Annotated in this window: 17 protein-coding genes; 3 read left to right on the forward strand and 14 right to left on the reverse strand. The window is 31.2% G+C overall.

Going from position 1 to position 17,599, the window contains the following annotated elements; translation table 11 throughout:
* The first annotated feature begins 10 nt into the window (after positions 1-10).
* From dksA to CCUN_RS08945, 3 genes are read left to right on the forward strand one after another with little or no spacing between them, the layout of a single operon-like run.
* Entirely contained in the window at positions 11-367 is a 357-nt protein-coding gene (gene dksA / locus CCUN_RS08935; protein ID WP_027305314.1) for an RNA polymerase-binding protein DksA, read from the forward strand.
* The gene (locus tag CCUN_RS08940) at positions 364-1,353 is read left to right on the forward strand and encodes a hypothetical protein (RefSeq protein WP_027305315.1); all 990 of its coding nucleotides are present in this window, start codon (positions 364-366) and stop codon (positions 1,351-1,353) included. The genes dksA and CCUN_RS08940 overlap by 4 nt, the downstream gene beginning before the upstream one ends.
* On the forward strand, positions 1,346-2,272 hold the full coding sequence (locus CCUN_RS08945) for a tRNA dihydrouridine synthase (RefSeq protein WP_027305316.1): 927 nt from the start codon (positions 1,346-1,348) through the stop codon (positions 2,270-2,272). The genes CCUN_RS08940 and CCUN_RS08945 overlap by 8 nt, the downstream gene beginning before the upstream one ends.
* A 328-nt stretch (positions 2,273-2,600) precedes the next feature.
* Here CCUN_RS08945 and ubiE read toward each other — a convergent pair whose 3' ends face one another.
* The 14 genes from ubiE to CCUN_RS09015 all read right to left on the reverse strand — a co-directional run bounded on the left by ubiE (position 2,601) and on the right by CCUN_RS09015 (position 17,117).
* Positions 2,601-3,308, reverse strand: a complete 708-nt coding sequence (gene ubiE, locus CCUN_RS08950) for a bifunctional demethylmenaquinone methyltransferase/2-methoxy-6-polyprenyl-1,4-benzoquinol methylase UbiE (protein ID WP_027305317.1) — start codon at positions 3,306-3,308, stop codon at positions 2,601-2,603.
* Between the two features lie 3 nt (positions 3,309-3,311).
* The gene (locus CCUN_RS08955; protein ID WP_027305318.1) at positions 3,312-4,499 is read right to left on the reverse strand and encodes a hypothetical protein; all 1,188 of its coding nucleotides are present in this window, start codon (positions 4,497-4,499) and stop codon (positions 3,312-3,314) included.
* Between the two features lie 44 nt (positions 4,500-4,543).
* Positions 4,544-4,954, reverse strand: coding sequence for a peroxide-responsive transcriptional repressor PerR (perR, locus tag CCUN_RS08960; protein WP_027305319.1), 411 nt, complete (start codon positions 4,952-4,954; stop codon positions 4,544-4,546).
* A 327-nt stretch (positions 4,955-5,281) separates the two neighbouring features.
* Entirely contained in the window at positions 5,282-7,132 is a 1,851-nt protein-coding gene (dxs, locus tag CCUN_RS08965; protein WP_027305320.1) for a 1-deoxy-D-xylulose-5-phosphate synthase, read from the reverse strand.
* The gene (gene fliH / locus CCUN_RS08970) at positions 7,125-7,946 is read right to left on the reverse strand and encodes a flagellar assembly protein FliH (RefSeq protein ID WP_027305321.1); all 822 of its coding nucleotides are present in this window, start codon (positions 7,944-7,946) and stop codon (positions 7,125-7,127) included. Before fliH ends, dxs begins: the two co-directional genes overlap by 8 nt.
* 7 nt (positions 7,947-7,953) lie before the next feature.
* Complete coding sequence (gene fliG / locus CCUN_RS08975) at positions 7,954-8,982, reverse strand: flagellar motor switch protein FliG (RefSeq protein ID WP_027305322.1); 1,029 nt, start codon at positions 8,980-8,982, stop codon at positions 7,954-7,956.
* A complete protein-coding gene (gene fliF / locus CCUN_RS08980; protein WP_027305323.1) occupies positions 8,983-10,668 on the reverse strand; it encodes a flagellar basal-body MS-ring/collar protein FliF in 1,686 nt (561 codons plus the stop codon).
* 14 nt (positions 10,669-10,682) lie between these two features.
* Positions 10,683-11,780 (reverse strand): histidinol-phosphate transaminase, encoded by a 1,098-nt coding sequence (hisC, locus tag CCUN_RS08985; RefSeq protein ID WP_027305324.1) that lies wholly within the window; start codon positions 11,778-11,780, stop codon positions 10,683-10,685.
* Between the two features lie 56 nt (positions 11,781-11,836).
* Entirely contained in the window at positions 11,837-12,919 is a 1,083-nt protein-coding gene (gene pheA / locus CCUN_RS08990) for a prephenate dehydratase (RefSeq protein ID WP_027305325.1), read from the reverse strand.
* Positions 12,907-13,674: an HAD-IIA family hydrolase gene (locus tag CCUN_RS08995; RefSeq protein ID WP_027305326.1), complete on the reverse strand. Its 768-nt coding sequence runs from the start codon at positions 13,672-13,674 to the stop codon at positions 12,907-12,909. The genes pheA and CCUN_RS08995 overlap by 13 nt, the downstream gene beginning before the upstream one ends.
* Positions 13,675-13,762: 88 nt before the next feature.
* On the reverse strand, positions 13,763-14,965 hold the full coding sequence (gene lysA, locus CCUN_RS09000; RefSeq protein WP_027305327.1) for a diaminopimelate decarboxylase: 1,203 nt from the start codon (positions 14,963-14,965) through the stop codon (positions 13,763-13,765).
* 15 nt (positions 14,966-14,980) lie between these two features.
* The gene (locus tag CCUN_RS09005; protein WP_027305328.1) at positions 14,981-16,039 is read right to left on the reverse strand and encodes an LptF/LptG family permease; all 1,059 of its coding nucleotides are present in this window, start codon (positions 16,037-16,039) and stop codon (positions 14,981-14,983) included.
* Between the two features lie 2 nt (positions 16,040-16,041).
* Positions 16,042-16,584: an aminoacyl-tRNA hydrolase gene (gene pth / locus CCUN_RS09010; protein ID WP_027305329.1), complete on the reverse strand. Its 543-nt coding sequence runs from the start codon at positions 16,582-16,584 to the stop codon at positions 16,042-16,044.
* Positions 16,581-17,117: a 50S ribosomal protein L25/general stress protein Ctc gene (locus CCUN_RS09015; RefSeq protein ID WP_027305330.1), complete on the reverse strand. Its 537-nt coding sequence runs from the start codon at positions 17,115-17,117 to the stop codon at positions 16,581-16,583. The genes pth and CCUN_RS09015 overlap by 4 nt, the downstream gene beginning before the upstream one ends.
* Positions 17,118-17,599 lie beyond the last annotated feature (482 nt).

The following is a 17,599-nucleotide window of genomic DNA, read 5'->3' on the forward strand; positions in this document are numbered from 1 at the left end:
GAAAATAATAATGAAAAAAAATGATATACAATTTTTAAAAAAAATTTTAGAAAAAAGAAAACAAGTTATTTTAGAGAATTTAAAAGGAAATTCGAAAGAAATTAAAGCCTTACACAATAGCGTTCCAAGTGATAATATAGACTTTTCAACTATAGAATCGAATTCACAAATCAATTTTACAATCAACGCAAATTTAAAGCAAGAATTAAAAGAAGTGGAAGAATCTTTAAATAAAATCAAAAATAACAATTTTGGAATCTGTGAATCTTGTGAAGAATTCATTGACATTGAGCGTTTAAAAATCAAGCCTCACGCAAAATACTGCATCAATTGTAGGGAAAATTTAGAAAAAGGAGAATTATTATGAAAATTAAATCATTTATTTTCGCAAGCATTATTTATATAGCATTTATCGGTGGCTTTGCGTTTTTTCTTGATTTAGGAGATTATACTTTAAGTATAGAAAGCTTTAGTTTGACTCTTCCTATTGCCATTTGGTTTGTTGCACCGCTTTTGATTTTTTTCATTTTAACCTTACTTCATCTAAGTTTTTATAGTCTTTTCAATGCCTTTAGATTCAGACATTTTTTTAAAGATGCAGATAAATTTGAAGATTTTGCTAACGATTTGCTTTTAGAAAAAAAATCCAAAATATCCTTTCACACTAAAGAATTTAAGCGGGTTTGTGAAATCGCAAAAAGTCTTAAAACTCAAGAAAAAATCCCAAATCTCAATCAATTCAATGAAATTTTAGATACAATAAAAAAAATACACGATGGAGAGTATGTCAATCTTGGTAAATTTAAGCTTGAAAACAATAATATTTTATCCATACAAAATGAAAAAAATCATCTCAATAAAGATATAAGTTATGCTTACAATAAAATCAAAAATATCAATCACATTAAAGATGAACTCGAACAAACCGCCTTTGAACTTCTTTTGGAAAAGGGCACATACGAGCAAATTAAAAATGTAAAAATTCCAAAAAATTCTCAACAAGTTTTAAATTTGATTCAACGTTTTAAAAATAAGAATTTAGAATTGAGTCCGGTTGAATTTGAAGTTTTGCTTCAAAATTCAAATCTTGATGAAAAAGAATATTTAAAGATTGCAAAAATGAGCGTTAATCTCTTAAATCCCGATGCAATCTTAAATATATTTTTAAAAATTAAGAATCAAAAAAGCGAAGCTTTGAGGGCTTATTTGTATCTTTTAGCTGAATTTTCAATGTTTGATGAGCTTTTAGAGCAGATTAAAAACGATGATAAAAAATTTGCAGATTTCAAAGCCGTATTAGCCCTTAGAGACAAAAATATTAAAATCAATTTAAATCAACTCATCAATGATTGATTTTACTAAAAAACCTTTATTTTTAGCTCCAATGGCTGGTTTTTCGGATTTGCCATTTAGAAATCTTGTGAAAAAATTTGGTGCTGATGTGACCATAAGTGAGATGATTAGCTCCAATGCTTTAGTTTATGAGAGTAAAAAAAGTTTGCAAATGCTTCAAAAAGGTGAGCTTGAAACGCCTTATCTTGTCCAAATTGCTGGAAGTGATGCGGAGGTGATTAAAAAAGCTGTTGCAATTCTTAATGATTTTGATTTTGTTGATGGTATAGATTTTAATTGTGGTTGTCCGGTTAATAAAGTTGTAAAACAATGTGCCGGCAGTGCCTTGCTTGAAAATTTAGAGCTATTTAAAAGCTTGGTTTATACAATCAAACAAAACAATAAAAAACCCTTAACAAGTGTGAAATTTAGATTAGGATTCAATGAAAAATACCCTGAAAAAATGGCTCGAATTTGCGAAGAAGCAGAGGTTGATTTTATCAGCATACACGGACGTACAAGAAAACAGCTTTATAGCGGAAAAGCTGATTATCAATCCATTGCTTATGCAAAGCAAAGCGTGAAAATTCCGGTCATTGCAAATGGTGATATTGATGCTAATAATGCCAAAGAAGTTTATCATATCACAAATTGCGATGCTTTAATGATAGGCAGAGCAAGCATTGGTAATCCTTGGATTTTTTATGAGATTAAAGAAAATAAAAAAATCAGTCAAGATTTTAAAAAAGAAATGATTTTATTTCATTTTGAACAAATGCTTAAACACTACAAAAAACAAGGTTTGAGTATATTTAGAAAGCACTTGCATCAATATTCTAAAGATTGCAAAAATGCTAGTGCTTTTAGGGATGAGGTTAATAGAATCAGCGATGAGAGCGAAATGAGAAGAAAGATTGAAAACTTTTTTTCATCTCTATAAATTTTTATATGAGCTAAAATATCTTTAAAATAATAAAAATAAATCAAAAAATAGTATAGATTTTTAGAAATAAAAACTAAAAAAATATCGCCAAACTCATTAAGATGAAGCAAAAGCCAAAATAGAATGTTAATATTTCTCTATCTTTTTAAAATAATTCAGATTTATCGCCAAATGAAGCAATAAGTTTATTTTAATTAAAATAAGATTTATAATTTTTATATTGTAGAGTAAATATTTAATTTGATGAGCAATAATATAAAATCAAATTTAAAGAAATCTCTAAAAATTAATTCCTAAAGAATAACCACAAAAAGCTTTTTAAACATTAAACCTTTTGAGCAATAAACATTGAGCTGATTCCAAAGCTAAAATCTTTCAATTCTAATACCTTAAAATCAACATCTTCAAGCTCTTTGACAAATTCTTCTTGACTTAAAAATTCGTCTATGGAATTTGGCAAATACTTATAAGCTTCTTTGTTTTTGCTAATCAATCCCCCTATAAAAGGCAGTATATTTTTAAGGTAAAAATCCCTAAAAAATGCTATAAAACCTTTTTTCTCTCTTCGTGTAAATTCCAAAACTAGCAAAATTCCATCTTTTTTAAGTATCCTTGAAAATTCCCTTAATGCTTCTTGTCTTTGCATAACATTGCGAATTCCATAACTTATACTTACAATGTCCGCATTTTCAAGTTCTAAAGGCAAATTTTGAGCCTTAGCTTCGATAAATTCAAGGTCCTTAAACCTTTGTTTTGCAATCTCTAGCATAACTTTGCTAGGGTCTATACCCTTAATAGTGTTGATATTTTTTTTTAATTTCAAAGCACTCTTTTGCCAAATTTCTATCATATCTCCTGTGCCACACGCCACATCAATGATATTTAAATCCTGTTTTAAATAAAGATTTAAAACCCTCTCACAAGCCTTTTTACGCCAATTTATATCCATACCAAAACTTAAAATTCTATTGCTTTTATCGTAAGTGGGTGCGATTTGATTAAACATTTCTATGATTTTTTCTTGTTTTTGCATAAACTAGCCTTTATAAATTCTTAAATTTTTACTCGATATATCAATCCATTTTAAAACTTTTTTTCTTTTTTTCATTATTTTTGAGAAGGATTTTTTTTGAGAATTTAAAAAATATTTATCACTCAACTTGTTTAAACTTTTGAGATTAAAAAGACTCTTAAAATACTCTAAAAATACAGATATTTGCATAAATTTAAAAGCAAATTCCTCATATTCAAAATCTTTAATCAAAAATTTTTTAAATAAAATAAGTTTTTTTCTAAACTCAAATGCTACAAGCTGTTTAAAAAACACATCCTTTTGTAAGCCCTGATAAAAGGAGCTTTCTTTGATAAAAATATCAAAATCATTAAACAAATCATTGAGCTCTTTTGAACTCAATGCCAAAAGCAAAGAATCTTCTTGGTCTTTAGACTCTAAAATCAAAGAACTTTTCTCTGCTAAATTTTTAAATTTTAAAGCCAAAAGTTCACTTAAATTTTTATCAAAAACCTCATCAAAACTCGATAAAATAATAAAAATTTTTTGAGTATAAAGATAAAATTCATACAAATCATCTTTTTGTTTGTTTTCTAAGCATAGATTCCAATAAAATTTTAATTTTCTAAACAAATAAAACAAAAAAATTCTAAAACCATCAAAAGCACCGATTGCATCGGGAAATTCAAGTGTAAAATTTTGATTTTTTTCTATGATTTTAAAGCATTTTTCTATATCAAAAGTATGCAGATTATAACCATAAAGACTTAAAATTTTGCTATCAAGATTGATTTCTTTTAAAACTTTAAAATCTCTTGGAATGGAGAAATTTTCAGCATCTTTTAAGGTTTCAAAAAAAATCTTTAAAACGCATAATTTAGGATTTTCATAAAGTTCGATATAACTTTTCAACGAACAAAATTTAAATTCCAAACTCTTTTTCTTAAGCACAGGAGTGAGAGCATTTTTTTGCTCTTTTAAAAAAACTTTTTGAGATATTTCTTTTTTATCTTGTTCTAAAAACTCATTTTCTGCTAAGATAATTTTAAAATACTTTTCTCCTATACTTTGAAATTTAACCCTTTTTTGAGATGAAATTTGCGTATAAAAAACGCTTATATCCACACTTTGAAATTGTATCCCATCTCTTTGTAAATTAGAAACAATGCAATCATTAGCAAGTAAAAAACTTTTTTGAATTTCATAAACCATTTTGGAAAACCTTATGGTTTATTTTAGCTAATTTTGCTTAAGACTTATTGACATTTTGAACAAGAATCAACATAAACACAAAGAGCTAAGTGTTTGACTTTGTTGCCAAGTTTTTTTTCTAAACCCTGTTGATATTCATCGAGTTTGGCTTCTTTAAAGCTCATATCCTCGATACTTCCGCATTGCTTACAAATAATATGAATGTGTTCTTGTTCGTAAATATCATAGCAAGTTTTTTGGTTGGTTGCATTGACCTCAACGACCAAGCCTTGTTCTTGTAGGGTGTTGATATTTTTATATACGGTTGCTAGGGAGATTGAAGGGTATTCCTTTTTTATCTCTGCATAAAGCTCATCAATATTTGGATGCTCGTGCCTTTTTAATATCTTTAAAACACAAAGTCTTTGTGGAGTAGCCTTTAATTCGTGTTCTTTTAATAATTGTAATAATTCCATCTCAAAAAACCTTATTATTTATTTAAGCTAAAATCATATAAAAATTATCTTTAAAAAAAGTTTATATTAAATAATATTTTTTATCCATAAAAAATTTAAGTTTAATTTGCCAAAAATTTAAGGGTGTTTTATATCATTTGATGATTTCATCAACAAATATAAATCATCATTTATCTTAAATACAAGATTTTTAAAAAATCAAATGAATAAAGCAATTAGATTTATTAAAATTATAGATTGAAAAGAGTAAAGTTTTGAATTTTTATGTATTGTCTTGGTGAATTTGTTAAAAAGTGTAAAATCTGCCGCCATGAACAAAGATTTGTTTTAATCAATGACATGAGTTTTAACTCTTCTTGCTAAACTTTGTGTATCAAGCCCCAAGGATTTTTCTACTTCATTTGTATTGCCGTGTGTTATAAACTGATCTTCGTATTCAAAACTTATGATTTTAATGTTTAAATCATTTTCTTGCAAAAAAGCATTCAATAAATTTGCTACACCACCTATTTTAGCATTTTGACTGAATACAAACCAAATTTTAGTCCTTTGAGCAAGTTTTTTCAATAATTTCTCATCCAAAGGTTTGATGAAGATTAAATCAATCAAATTTGCAAAATCAGGCTCTTCCTCACAGAGTAAATCCAAAACCTGCTTTGCCTTTCCAACACCTTGTCCATAACCTAAAAAAGCTATTTGACTTTGATTTTCAATCAAACATTGAGCCTTAGCTAACTCAATCTTACAGGGCATAAATTCATCATCTAAAATAAAAGCCCCTCTTGGATAGCGAAAAGCAAGGACTCCTTGATGATGATAAGCATAAATCATTATATTTTCCATCATTTTTTCATCGCGAGGAGCAAGCAGGGTCAAATTTGGAATACAAGCTAAAAAACTCACATCAAAAGCTCCTTGATGTGTCTCTCCATCTTCTCCTACAATGCCGGCTCTATCAATTGCAAATACAACATTTAAATTCATAATTGCACAATCATGGATAATTTGATCATACGCACGTTGTAAAAAAGTACTATAAATGGCTATAAAAGGTTTAAAGCCCTCTTTTGCCATTGCAGCCATTGAAGTAACGGCATGTTGTTCTGCAATAGCCACATCCCAAAATCTATCAGGGTATTCCTCAATCAGCCTTTCAAGTCCTGTTCCGCTTGGCATTGCTGCAGTGACTCCAACAATATTTTCATATTTTTGTGCCAAAGCAAGAAGATTTTGTGTAAAAAGCTCGGTGGCACTTTTTCTAACCACTCCCTTTTTCACACTCTTGCCACTATCAATGTCAAAGGCTGTAACCCCATGCCATTTTGCATGTTTGCCTTCTGCTGGAGCATAACCTTTGCCTTTGGTGGTTTGAGCGTGTATCACACAAGGTTTTTGCATAATTTTAGCTTGTTTTAAAGCATTGATGAGTTCTTTAAAATTATGCCCATCAATAGGACCTATATATTCAAGTCCTAATTCCTCAAATAAAAACCCCGGAGCCAAAAGTTTAAAACCCTCTTCAAAACGTTTTGCCATATAAGCAGCACTATCGGGTAAGAATTCGAGAATTTTTTCTATTCTTTTTTTAAATTTTTGATAGGTTTGAGTTGCCATTACACTTGAAAGATGCTTAGAAATCGCACCAATAGGCTTTGAAATACTCATTTCATTATCATTTAAAATAATCACACAAGGGTATTTTCTATCGCCAAGCTCATTTAAAGCTTCATAAGCCATACCTGCACTCAAGGCTCCATCGCCGATTAACACCACAGGAATTTTATCCTCTTGCTTTAACTTTATCGCTTTGCAAACCCCCAAAGCTAAAGAAATTGAAGTGCTAGAATGTCCAGCGATAAAGAAATCTCCTTCATCAGGCTTAGTATAACCACTCATTCCACCAAATTGTCTTAGAGTGTCAAAATTTTTTCTGCCACTTAAAAGTTTATGCGGATAAGATTGATGAGAAACATCAAAAATAAAAGGATTCTTTGTTGCATCAAAAACCAAATGCATGGCTATACTTAGCTCTACAACTCCTAAATTTGAGCTTAAATGCCCCCCATTTTTACTTACGACTTGAATGATTTTTTCTCTCAATCTTAAAGCCAAATTTTCAAGCTCATTCAAACTCAAATTTTCAAGCTCATTTTTTGTGTGAGCGAGTTTTTTATTCATTATTAACCATTTTTTTAATTTTTGTTAAACGATTATTAAGATTAGATTCAATATTTCCTGCGTCACTTAAAACCACAACACTGCCTTTACTAATCGCATCATCTAAATTGATTTTAATATGGGCATTGTCTGAAAATTTCTCTTTTAAATAATCAAAATCATTAGAATTGACCTTAAGTTCAATCGCACTTGCACCTTTTAATTCTGAAATCAAATCCTTTGCCAAAGCATAAGCAATCTTTTTAGAATCCTCATTAAGTTCTTTTAAAATCACTTCTTTAGCAATGTCTATGGCTGTATCTGCAAGGTCTTTTTCATTTTTTTCGACAAAAGAATCCAAATTTTGACACGCTTCATCAAGTTTCATCACACTTTTAAGATATTTATCCTTTAAATCAATGAGTTCTTTATCAAATTCTGCTTTAGCCTTTTCATAACCCTCTTTTGTAAATTTTTCTTTAGCATTTTCAAGTTCGGAATTTAAACGATTGTTAAATTCACTTTCTTGACTCTCAATTTGCATTTGAAGTTTGATAATATTATTTGACATTTCATCAGTTTTTTTCAACAAATCCTCAACGAAACTTGGCTGGAAAAGCGGTTCAGGGCTTGTCTTTTCTTCAAGTTGAATTTCATTGTTTGCTGGATTTGGAGTCTTAGGTGTTGGATGATTTTCTTTATTTTCTTTTTCAGTATCATTTTGAGAATTGTGTTTTTCAGGTTCAGCAAATTCTGTAATGACTTTAAAATGATAATCCTCAACCACATGCTGATTTGAAGTTTTGCTTGAAATTACATTGCTACGACTAATCATAAATAACCTATTCTATCATTTCATCTGCATCGCCGGTTTGGACTAAACCTTGCTCTGCAAGTTTTTGCACAACCTCAACGACTTTTCTTTGAGCATCTTCAACGTCTTTAACTCTAACCGCACCTAAAAAGCCCATTTCCTCCAAAAAGGCTTCACTTGCACGTGTGGACATATTTGAAAGGAATTTTTGCTTGAGCTCCTCACTCGCACCTTTTAAGCCTATCATTAAATCTCGTTTATCTACAGATTTAAGAATTTCGCGAATCGCTGGTGTGCTAAGTTTTGAAATATCATCGAAAGTGAACATAAGTTCTTTAATGGTTGCTGCCAAACGTTCATCACTTTGCTCGATATAAGCAATTGTAGATTTAGATGCCTTTTGTCCTAAGCGGTTAAGCACTTCAGCCACAGCTCTAGGACCCCCGACCTCAACTTTATAAGAAGCAAGACTTTCAAGTTTGCTTTCAAGCACAGCAGACACTCTTTTGATAATGCTTGGAGAAATATCGCCTAAATTTGCCATTCTTATGACAACTTCAGCCCTTAATTCATCACTAAAATATTCTAAGGTTTCTGCTGCATGAATGGAATCCATATGAGCTAAAATAAGGGCAATGGTTTGTGGGTGTTCTTTAGTGATAAAATCTGCGAGTTGTTGCGGTTTGATTTGCCCTAAATAAGCAAAATTTTCATTATTTTCCATACTTTTGGTGAGTTTTTCTAAAATTTTATTCGCAATCTCTGGTCCAAAAGTTCTGAATAAAATTTCTTTAGCGTATTCCAAACCACCGCTTTTAATGTATTGATTGGATTGTAATAGGGTATAAAATTCCTCTAATACCGCAGTAGCAATGGCTCTATCAACATTTTTTGCCATAGCTATATAACGTGAAATTTCAGTAATAACATCAATCTCCATATGAGAAAACACAGAAGTTGTCGCATCTTCTCCTAATTGTATCAAGAATATTGCGACTTTTTCAGGCATTGATAAATCATCATAGACCATCTTTTGTTCTTCATTAAGCTTAATCATCTACATATCCTTATTTTCATTAAAATCAGAATCACTTTGGATAAGATTTTGAAGTAAAGCCGCAATTTCTTCACTTTTATCTGTCACCAAACCACGCAATTTTTCAAGCAAAAGGTCGTATTGAATAGAATCTTCATTGAAATTATCACCAAAACCTAGTTGCTCCTCAACCTTTTTCCTTGCTGCATTAAATTTCTCTAAAGCATCTTCTGCATCATCTAAAGCAACATTTGGACCTTGCTGTTCTTCTTCGGCAGCCGCAATGTCTTCAAGCATTTTGCGAGTGAAAGGTTCGATAACTTTTTTGTAAAAAATGAAAAGCAAAATCGCAGCAATAAAATATTTAACAGGTGGAATAAAAGGTTCGATAAAGCGACCATAAAAGGTTTTAACCTTACTTTCAACCTTAACAGATTCACGATAAAAAGGTAAATTTTGCACCACGACACTATCACCTCTTTGGGCATTGAAATTAATCGTGCTTTTAACAACTTCTTCAATTTTTTTAAGTTCCTCTTCTTTTACAGGCACATATTCACTTTGCACATTTCCATCTGCATCGACATTTTCTTGATACTTACCATCAATAGCCACAGCAGCAGAAGTCCTTAAAACAACTCCAAATTGTTTTTTGGTATTGGTTATAGTTTTTGAAAGCTCGTTATTTGTAGTGACTTGATTCTTCTTATAAGATTCAATTTGTCCGCTATTATCGAGTCCTTCAACCGGACCTATATTTGAAACCGCTCCGGGCACACCTTGAATTTCTGGGTCTTTTCTGCCTTGTCTCTCCTCATCTAAAGTTTGCTCACTTCTTATGATAGGATTTGGGTCAAAAATTTCGCTTTGAGATTCTTGTTTAGAAAAATCAAAATCCGTATTCACATTGACTTGAATTTTATCTCTACCTCCTGCAAAAGGAGCGATAGCACTGATAATTTTTTCTTCTAAATCCCTTTCATAATCTCTTTTATATTTCACTTGTGCAGCAATAATATCGCTCTCATAAGCTTCTTGTTCATCTAAAGGCACACCATTTTGGTCTGTGATACTCACATTATCTTTACTCAATCTTGCCACAGCAGCTGAAACAATATTTTTAATCCCATCAATTTGTTTTCTTGTGAGCTTTAAACCTTCTTTAATGTTTAAAACCACAGAAGCTGTCGGTGGCACTTGTCTTTCAGTAAAAACGCTTTCTTTTGGGAAGGCTATATGCACTTTAGCACTACGAATAGGTTCTAAAGTTTCAATCGTTCTTGCAAGCTCACCCTCAATAGCTCTTTGTTTTTTAATCCTTTGTTCTTCACTTGTCGCACCAAAAGCCTGTTGGTCAAAAATTTCAAAGCCTACGCGATTGTCTTTAATCAGCCCTTCAGAAGCGATAAACATTCTTTGTCTTAAGACTTGATCTTGAGGGACTAAAATAGTCGTTTCATCTCTTAATCTATAGGGTATATTATTTTGTTCCAAACTTGTAACAATAGCTGCCGATGAAGCCGGGCTTACATTTTCAACCAAAATTGCATAGCCATCTCCACCCACACCGCCACTATTGCGATATAAGCTCAAAAAAACCAAAAAACCAACGATAACAACAATCGAAGCGGCAATCACTATACGTTGCTTACGCGTTAAATTTTGATACAGCTGTCCAATTTGAAGAAACATACTTTTAAAATCCATTTAAATTCTAAACCCTATCCCTTTAAAATTTGTGAAAATTCCTCAAAAAACCTTGAATTTTCATAGGCTGTTCCTATGGTAATACGCAATGCATTTAAACCATAACTTTTTAAATTTCTTATTATTATACCTTTTTTAAGCAATTTTTCAGACAAATCTGTGCTATTTTTTTCATTAAAAAAATAAGTGATGAAATTTGTATAGCTTAAAATGAATTCCAAATTGTGCGTTTGAGCGAATTCTTCGTATTTTGTCATTTGTGTAAAATTGTTCTTTAAGCTTTGTGTGAGAAATTCTATATCCTCCAAAGCCGCACAAGCTGCTTTTAGTGCAAGGATATTGACATTAAAAGGAGCACGAAGTTTATAAAGAGCTTTGATAAGATGTTCATCGGCTATACCATAACCCACACGCAAACCTCCCAGTCCATAAAGCTTAGAAAAAGTTCCTAAATAAAGCACATTATTGAATTGACTAATCAATTCTTTTGCTTCCAAATGCTTTTCTTTATCTTTATAACTTGCAAATTCATTATAAGCTGCGTCAATGACAACCATACAATCCTCATCAACGATTTTTATAAATTCCTTAACATCGTGTGCATTTAAACACTCGCCCAAAGGATTGTTTGGCACACATAAAAAAATCATTTTAATCTCATCTTTATGAGCCTCGTAAAGTTCTTTAAATTCTTTTAAATCATGCCCCAAACTCTTACTCTTGTAACATTTTGCTCCGCATTGTTTAGCGTAAATTTCATACATTGCAAAAGTGGCTTTGCATTGAAGAAAGGCATTTTTAGGATTAAGCTTAGCATGCACAGCAAATTCTATGACTTGATCGCTTCCCGCACCTATGATAAGCTCCTTATCTTTGATACCAAATTTCGCACAGAGTTTGCTTTTTAACTCACTCATACTATCATCCGGATAAAGATGGGCTTTATCTGCGTAAGTTTTGAGTGTTTGTATAACTTTTGGGGCTGTGCCAAGAGGATTTTCATTGCTTGCAAGTTTAATCACTTCTTTAAGTTTGTATTCTTTAGCAATGACTTCTATATCCTTTCCCGGCTCGTAATTTGAAAGATTATTTAAAAATTCATTAAATTGCATCCTTTTTCTCCGTAAATTCAAGTAAAATTTAAGTTCAATCGCCGATTAATCCACAATCATTCTTCTGCTAAAGAATTCTCCTCTGCAGACAAATAAGACCCCAGCCAAATTATCTCGCCCGCGTCTTTTAAAGCTCTTTTGACATTATCATCATCAATATGTCCTTCAAAATCAATATAAAAACTATGCATAAATTCTCTCGTCTTTAAAGGACGCGATTCAAGTTTAGTGAGATTGATATTTTCTTTTTTAAACTGCTCGAGCAAATCACTTAGACTTCCGGGTTTATGAGCGGTGTGTGCAAGGATTGAAGTCTTGCAATTTGGCATTTTTGGGGTTTTAATATCGCTTAGGATTAAAAATCTTGTGCGATTGGCTAAATTGTCTTCGATTTTATTAAATAAAATAGGCACATTATAAAGTTTGGCTGCAATTTTAGAGCAAATGGCTGCAGAATCATAGTCTTGTGAAGCAAGATAAGCCGCATTAGCTGTTGATTTAGAAGGCACAAATTCAATCTGATTTAATTCATGGCTTTCTAAAAATCTACGGCATTGATTGTAGCCTTGCGGATGAGAATAAATGCGTTTGATTTCCTTTAAATTCTCATTCATTCCTACAAAAGAATGATGAATATCCATATAAATTTCGCCAAAAATTTTAAGCTCTGCATATTTACCCAGACAATCTAGAGTAATGCCTACAGCCCCTTCGGTATTGTTTTCTATCGGCACAACTCCGTATTTAGCCTCTTTATTGCTTAATTCCTTAAACACATCTTCAATCGTTGCTAAGGCTATATAGCGACTCATTGCTCCAAAACGACTCCTTGCAGCTTGATGAGTATAAGTGCCTTCAGGTCCAAAATACGCTACACTTTGAGGCATTTCTAAATTCCTAGAAACCGCAAAAATCTCTTGATAAATTGCTTCAATCGCATCTTGATTTAAAATTCCTTGATTTGAATTCTTAAGACGATTGAGTATAGCTCTTTCACGTTCGGGTCTATAAATCGTTGTGCCTGAATTTTTTTTAAGCTCACCGACATTTTTAACATAATTCATTCTTTCATTTAAAAGAATTAAAATTTTATCATCAACTGCATCAATCTTCGCTCTTAATTCATCTAAATTTTGCACTCAAACTCCTTTGCAAATTCTAAAATACTTTTAAACACTCCGTCTAAAATGCTCGTATCTAAACCTTTGGTATGAGAAATTTTACCACTTAACACTAAAACGCATTTCATTCCAAGTTCTTTTGCTCTAAGCAAATCACCCTTAAAATCATCGCTAATGATAGTTATATCTTTAAATTCTAAATCAGATTTTTGTTCCCTAATCAAAGCAAGAGCCTGTTTATAAAAAGCAAAACTTGGTTTTCCAACCACTTCATACTCACAATGACTTGCATTTTGAATCATCGCCATAATGCTGCCAACACCCGGATAAAGTCTGTGGTCTTTTTTATAAATGCTTGTTTCGTGCATAGCAATCATTTTAACATCATTTTGTGCAAATTCTATCATCGCAGCAAAATCTTTGAATTTAAAATCATCATAACTTGCGACAAGCACAGCATCGGGGCTTGTATAATCAAGCGTATATCCTAATTCTTCGATACATTCTAAGAATTCTTTTGAGCCATAAGCTGCGACTTTACAAGGTTTTAATGTGCGATTAAAAACACAAAAAGGGTCTAAATATGCGTTTTGTTTAATTTCAAGTCCTTTGTTTCTTAATTCTTCTAAAAAATTTAATTTTTTAGTGTTATTTGTGATGATAAGATAGGCTAAATTTTTAGAATTTAAAAATGAAATCAATTCTTTTGCACCTAAAATAGGGCTTTTATCAACATCTGAAAGCAAAGTTCCTTGCACATCTAAAAAAAGCATTTATTTTTTCCTTGACTTTAAATTCTGTATTTTAGCAAATTTTATTAAGGATTGATACTTTAGAATGCAAATTTCTTTGAAAATGGGTTTAATTTAAAAAATTTTCCTCCAAAGCAATCAAATCTTTAAAACTCTCTCTTTGACGAATGAGCCTTATTTTACCATTTTCTAAAGCAAGTTCGCAAGGACGCATTCTGGTATTATAATTACTACTCATGCTAAAACCATAAGCTCCGGCGTTTTTAACCACCAAAATATCCCCGCTTTTTGTTTGCTCAAGCTCTCTTTGTTTGGCTAAAAAATCCCCGCTTTCACAAATTCCTCCCACAACATCACAAAGGCTTTTTTCACCTTGATTATAAGGCAAGATAATCTCGTGATAAGCATTATAAAGGCTTGGTCTCATTAAGTCATTCATCGCTGCATCAACAATGACAAATCTCTTTTTAGCTGTAATTTTTTCATACAAAACGCTGCAAACAAGTTCCCCACTTTTTGCGACCAAAAATCTGCCCGGCTCTAAGCCTATGGTTACATCAAGTCCATTAAGAGCTGCTAAAATTCCTTGTGCATAATCATATAAATGAGGTTCTTTTTCATTTTCATAACTCACACCCAAACCTCCGCCTACATCAAAGAATTTAAGCTCAATTTTTAAAGCTTTTAACTCTTTAACAAGTTGTGCAACAAGCTGTGCTGCTTCGTGAATGGGAGAAAAATCCATAAGTTGTGAGCCTATATGAAAATGCACCCCAACAGGTTCTAAAAAATGCGAATTTTTCGCATAAAGATACATTTTTCTTGCCAAATCAAGCTCCACTCCAAATTTATTTTCATGCAGCCCGGTTGAAATATAAGGATGTGTTTTTGCATCGACATTGGGATTGACTCTAATGCTAATTCTTGCCTTTAAATTAAGAAACTTCGCAACATCTTCTAAAAGCAACATTTCTGCTTCACTTTCTAAATTCACATATAAAATATCACTTTTAAGAGCAAATTCAAGCTCCTCTCTTGTCTTAGCCACACCGCTTAATATGATTTTATAAGGTTTTACACCCACTTTTAAAGCCCTTTGAATCTCTCCCATACTCACACAATCAAAACCACTATCAAGTTTTGCTAACATTTGTAAAAGGCTTAGATTTGAATTAGCCTTCATTGCATAAAAAATTTGTGATTTTCTTGCTTTAAAAACTTGTTTGAGTTTTAAAAAATTTTCTTTAATTTCATCAAAATGATACAGATAAAAAGGTGTTTTAAATTCTTGTTTTAATTTTCGATAATCCATATTTTGCCTTTAATTTTACTTGTTTTTATAAAACATAAAAAGCCCCAAAAAAGCTAAAATCACTACGGGCATTATAATGCCAACTTCACTCAAAATGACTGCATTTTCACTCAATCTTGTCAGTAAAAGCAAAATTCCCCAGATTAAAATCGTTGCAACAATAGAGATAAAAATCACTAAGGCAAGATTGAAAAAGCGTGAAATTGCAGGAAAGAAATAACACACAATCAGCATTAAAAAAGGAGCAAAAAAAGGTGTGAAAATGGATTTGTAAAGGCTGATTTTGACTGCTTGAGTGCTAATATTTTGAGCCTTAAAAAGACTTAAACTTATAAGAGCATCTTTGATAGAATAATTGCTATTACTAGCAATCCCTTCAATGACCTTAGGTTCAAAACCCTTCAATCCTTCTAAAATTTCAAATTCTTGAATTTCAAGTCCCCTCTCTCCCAAAAGGTATTCTTTAGGAAGTGTGGTTAAATTCCCTTCTTTTAAATTCCAAGCATTATGAGAAAAAAAAGCTTCTTTGGCAACAATATAAGAGTTGAGATTAAAATCTTTGATATTGAAAATTTTAATTTCACTCACTGAATCAGAACCGCTTTGAAGTTTTCCAACATAGGCAAAGCTGTCATTAAATTTTAAAAAGACCTCGCCACTTTGTTTATTTGCAGAGCCGTTTTTAAGGATATTTTTTCTGTAATCATTTGCATAGGCAAAAGAAGTAAAATTAAATGCTATATAAACAAAACAGAAAAATAAAGCCCATAAAAAAGGATACAATACAACGATTTTCTTGCTCAATCCTAAGGCATAAAGACTGATAAGCTCGTTATTTCTTATCATAGTAGTTAGGGATAATACAAGTGCAAAGATTAAAGAAAGAGGCAAGATATATGTTATAGCTGAAAAGGCTAAAAATAAAACATACAGCAGGTCAAGATTTGCAGAATCGGGCAATTTTTTGAAATTTAAAAGCAAATCAATACCACAATAAAATCCTAAAAGTGCGATAAAAATAATAAAAAAATTTTTAAGATAAATGCTTGAAATAAAATAAAAAAAAATTCTCATCGCTAAGCTTTTAAAGTATAATTTGAAGCAATTTGCGTAATATCACTCTGTAAGAGTTTCAGCAAGGATTTTTTAGCATGATTTAAAACCTTGATTAAAAGCTCTTTTTCTTCATTTTTAAACGCACCTAAGACATGAGAAACCACATTTTGACCTTTTCCCACACCAATGCGAATGCGTTCGTATTCATTTCCACAAAGTTCATCTATGCTTTTAAGCCCATTGTGTCCGCCACTTGAGCCACCTTTTTTAAATTTTAAAGCTCCCAAATTTAAATCAATGTCATCGTGAATGACTATCATCCTTTCACATTTGTAAAAATCTCTCACCGCCCTAACACTTAATCCAGAAGCATTCATAAAGGTATTTGGTTTTAAAAGAAGTAAAGAAGAGTTTATTTTATAAAGCTCTCCTTTAAATTGAGGATTTGAAATCAAAGTCGCAGAATTCTCTTGCAAAAATAGGTCAATCAACATAAATCCAACATTATGACGCGTATTTTCATACGACTTGCCGATATTTCCAAGTCCTACGACTAAGGTCATCGTGCTTTTTCTACGCCAACCACAGCCACCCTAGAGGCATCAATGATACTCACACCACTTGGTGTAACAATATCCTTAACAAGCAAGGCATCGCCTACATCAAGTTTGCTGACATCAAGCTCGAAAAAATTTGGTAAATTTTCAGGGAGGCATTTGACTTTAACTCTTCTTTTGGATTGAATCAAAACACCTTTATTTTTAAGTCCTATTGCAGTGCCTTTGACTTTGATTGGAACCATAAATTTAGAAAGCACTCCTTTGGTTGCGATTTTTAAATCAACATGTTTTAAATCACTTGTTACCGGGTCCTTTTGGTAATCCACAACCACAACGCTTAAAACCTGCGAACCCACCTTAACATCAAAAATCAAAGAGCTTTTTTTACGCACTTCTTTGATGAATTCATTGACTTTAAAAGCAGCGTTGATATTTTCTAATCCTTTTCCATAGATGTTTGCGATTAGATAACCATCTCTTTTTAAAGCTTTGGCTGCTTTTCTACCGATACTCTCTCTAATAATACCTTCTAACATCTTTTATCCTTTCTAAAAATAAGCTTTAATTATAAGAAATTTTAACTTAGTAAAAAGTAAATTTTAGTGATTTTAAAGGATTTCTTAATTTAATCCTTAAGTTTTTATCATAGAATTTGAATTTTATTAATAAAAATTTTTATAAATTCATTATTTGTGGTCATTTTATATTTAAGAATTTGATTAGAAATTAAAATTTGGTTTGATTTTTAACTTCTTTTAAGGAATTTTAAATCCTTGTAAATAATACATCAAAATTTTTTAACAAATAAAACTCAAAAATTTATAAAGCAAAAAATAACAAAACCCTTGCAAACAAAATTCATAAAACAAAGTTTAGAATGATAAGTTTTATACTTTTACCTTCTTTGCTCATACAATTAATTCATCTTAAACTTAAAATACAATAATGGATTTTTAAAAATCTTAAAATTACAAAATATTATATTTGATTAAGAAAAAAGCCTATCGCTAAGCTATAT

This window comes from Campylobacter cuniculorum DSM 23162 = LMG 24588 (genome assembly GCF_002104335.1).
Lineage (GTDB): Bacteria > Campylobacterota > Campylobacteria > Campylobacterales > Campylobacteraceae > Campylobacter_D > Campylobacter_D cuniculorum.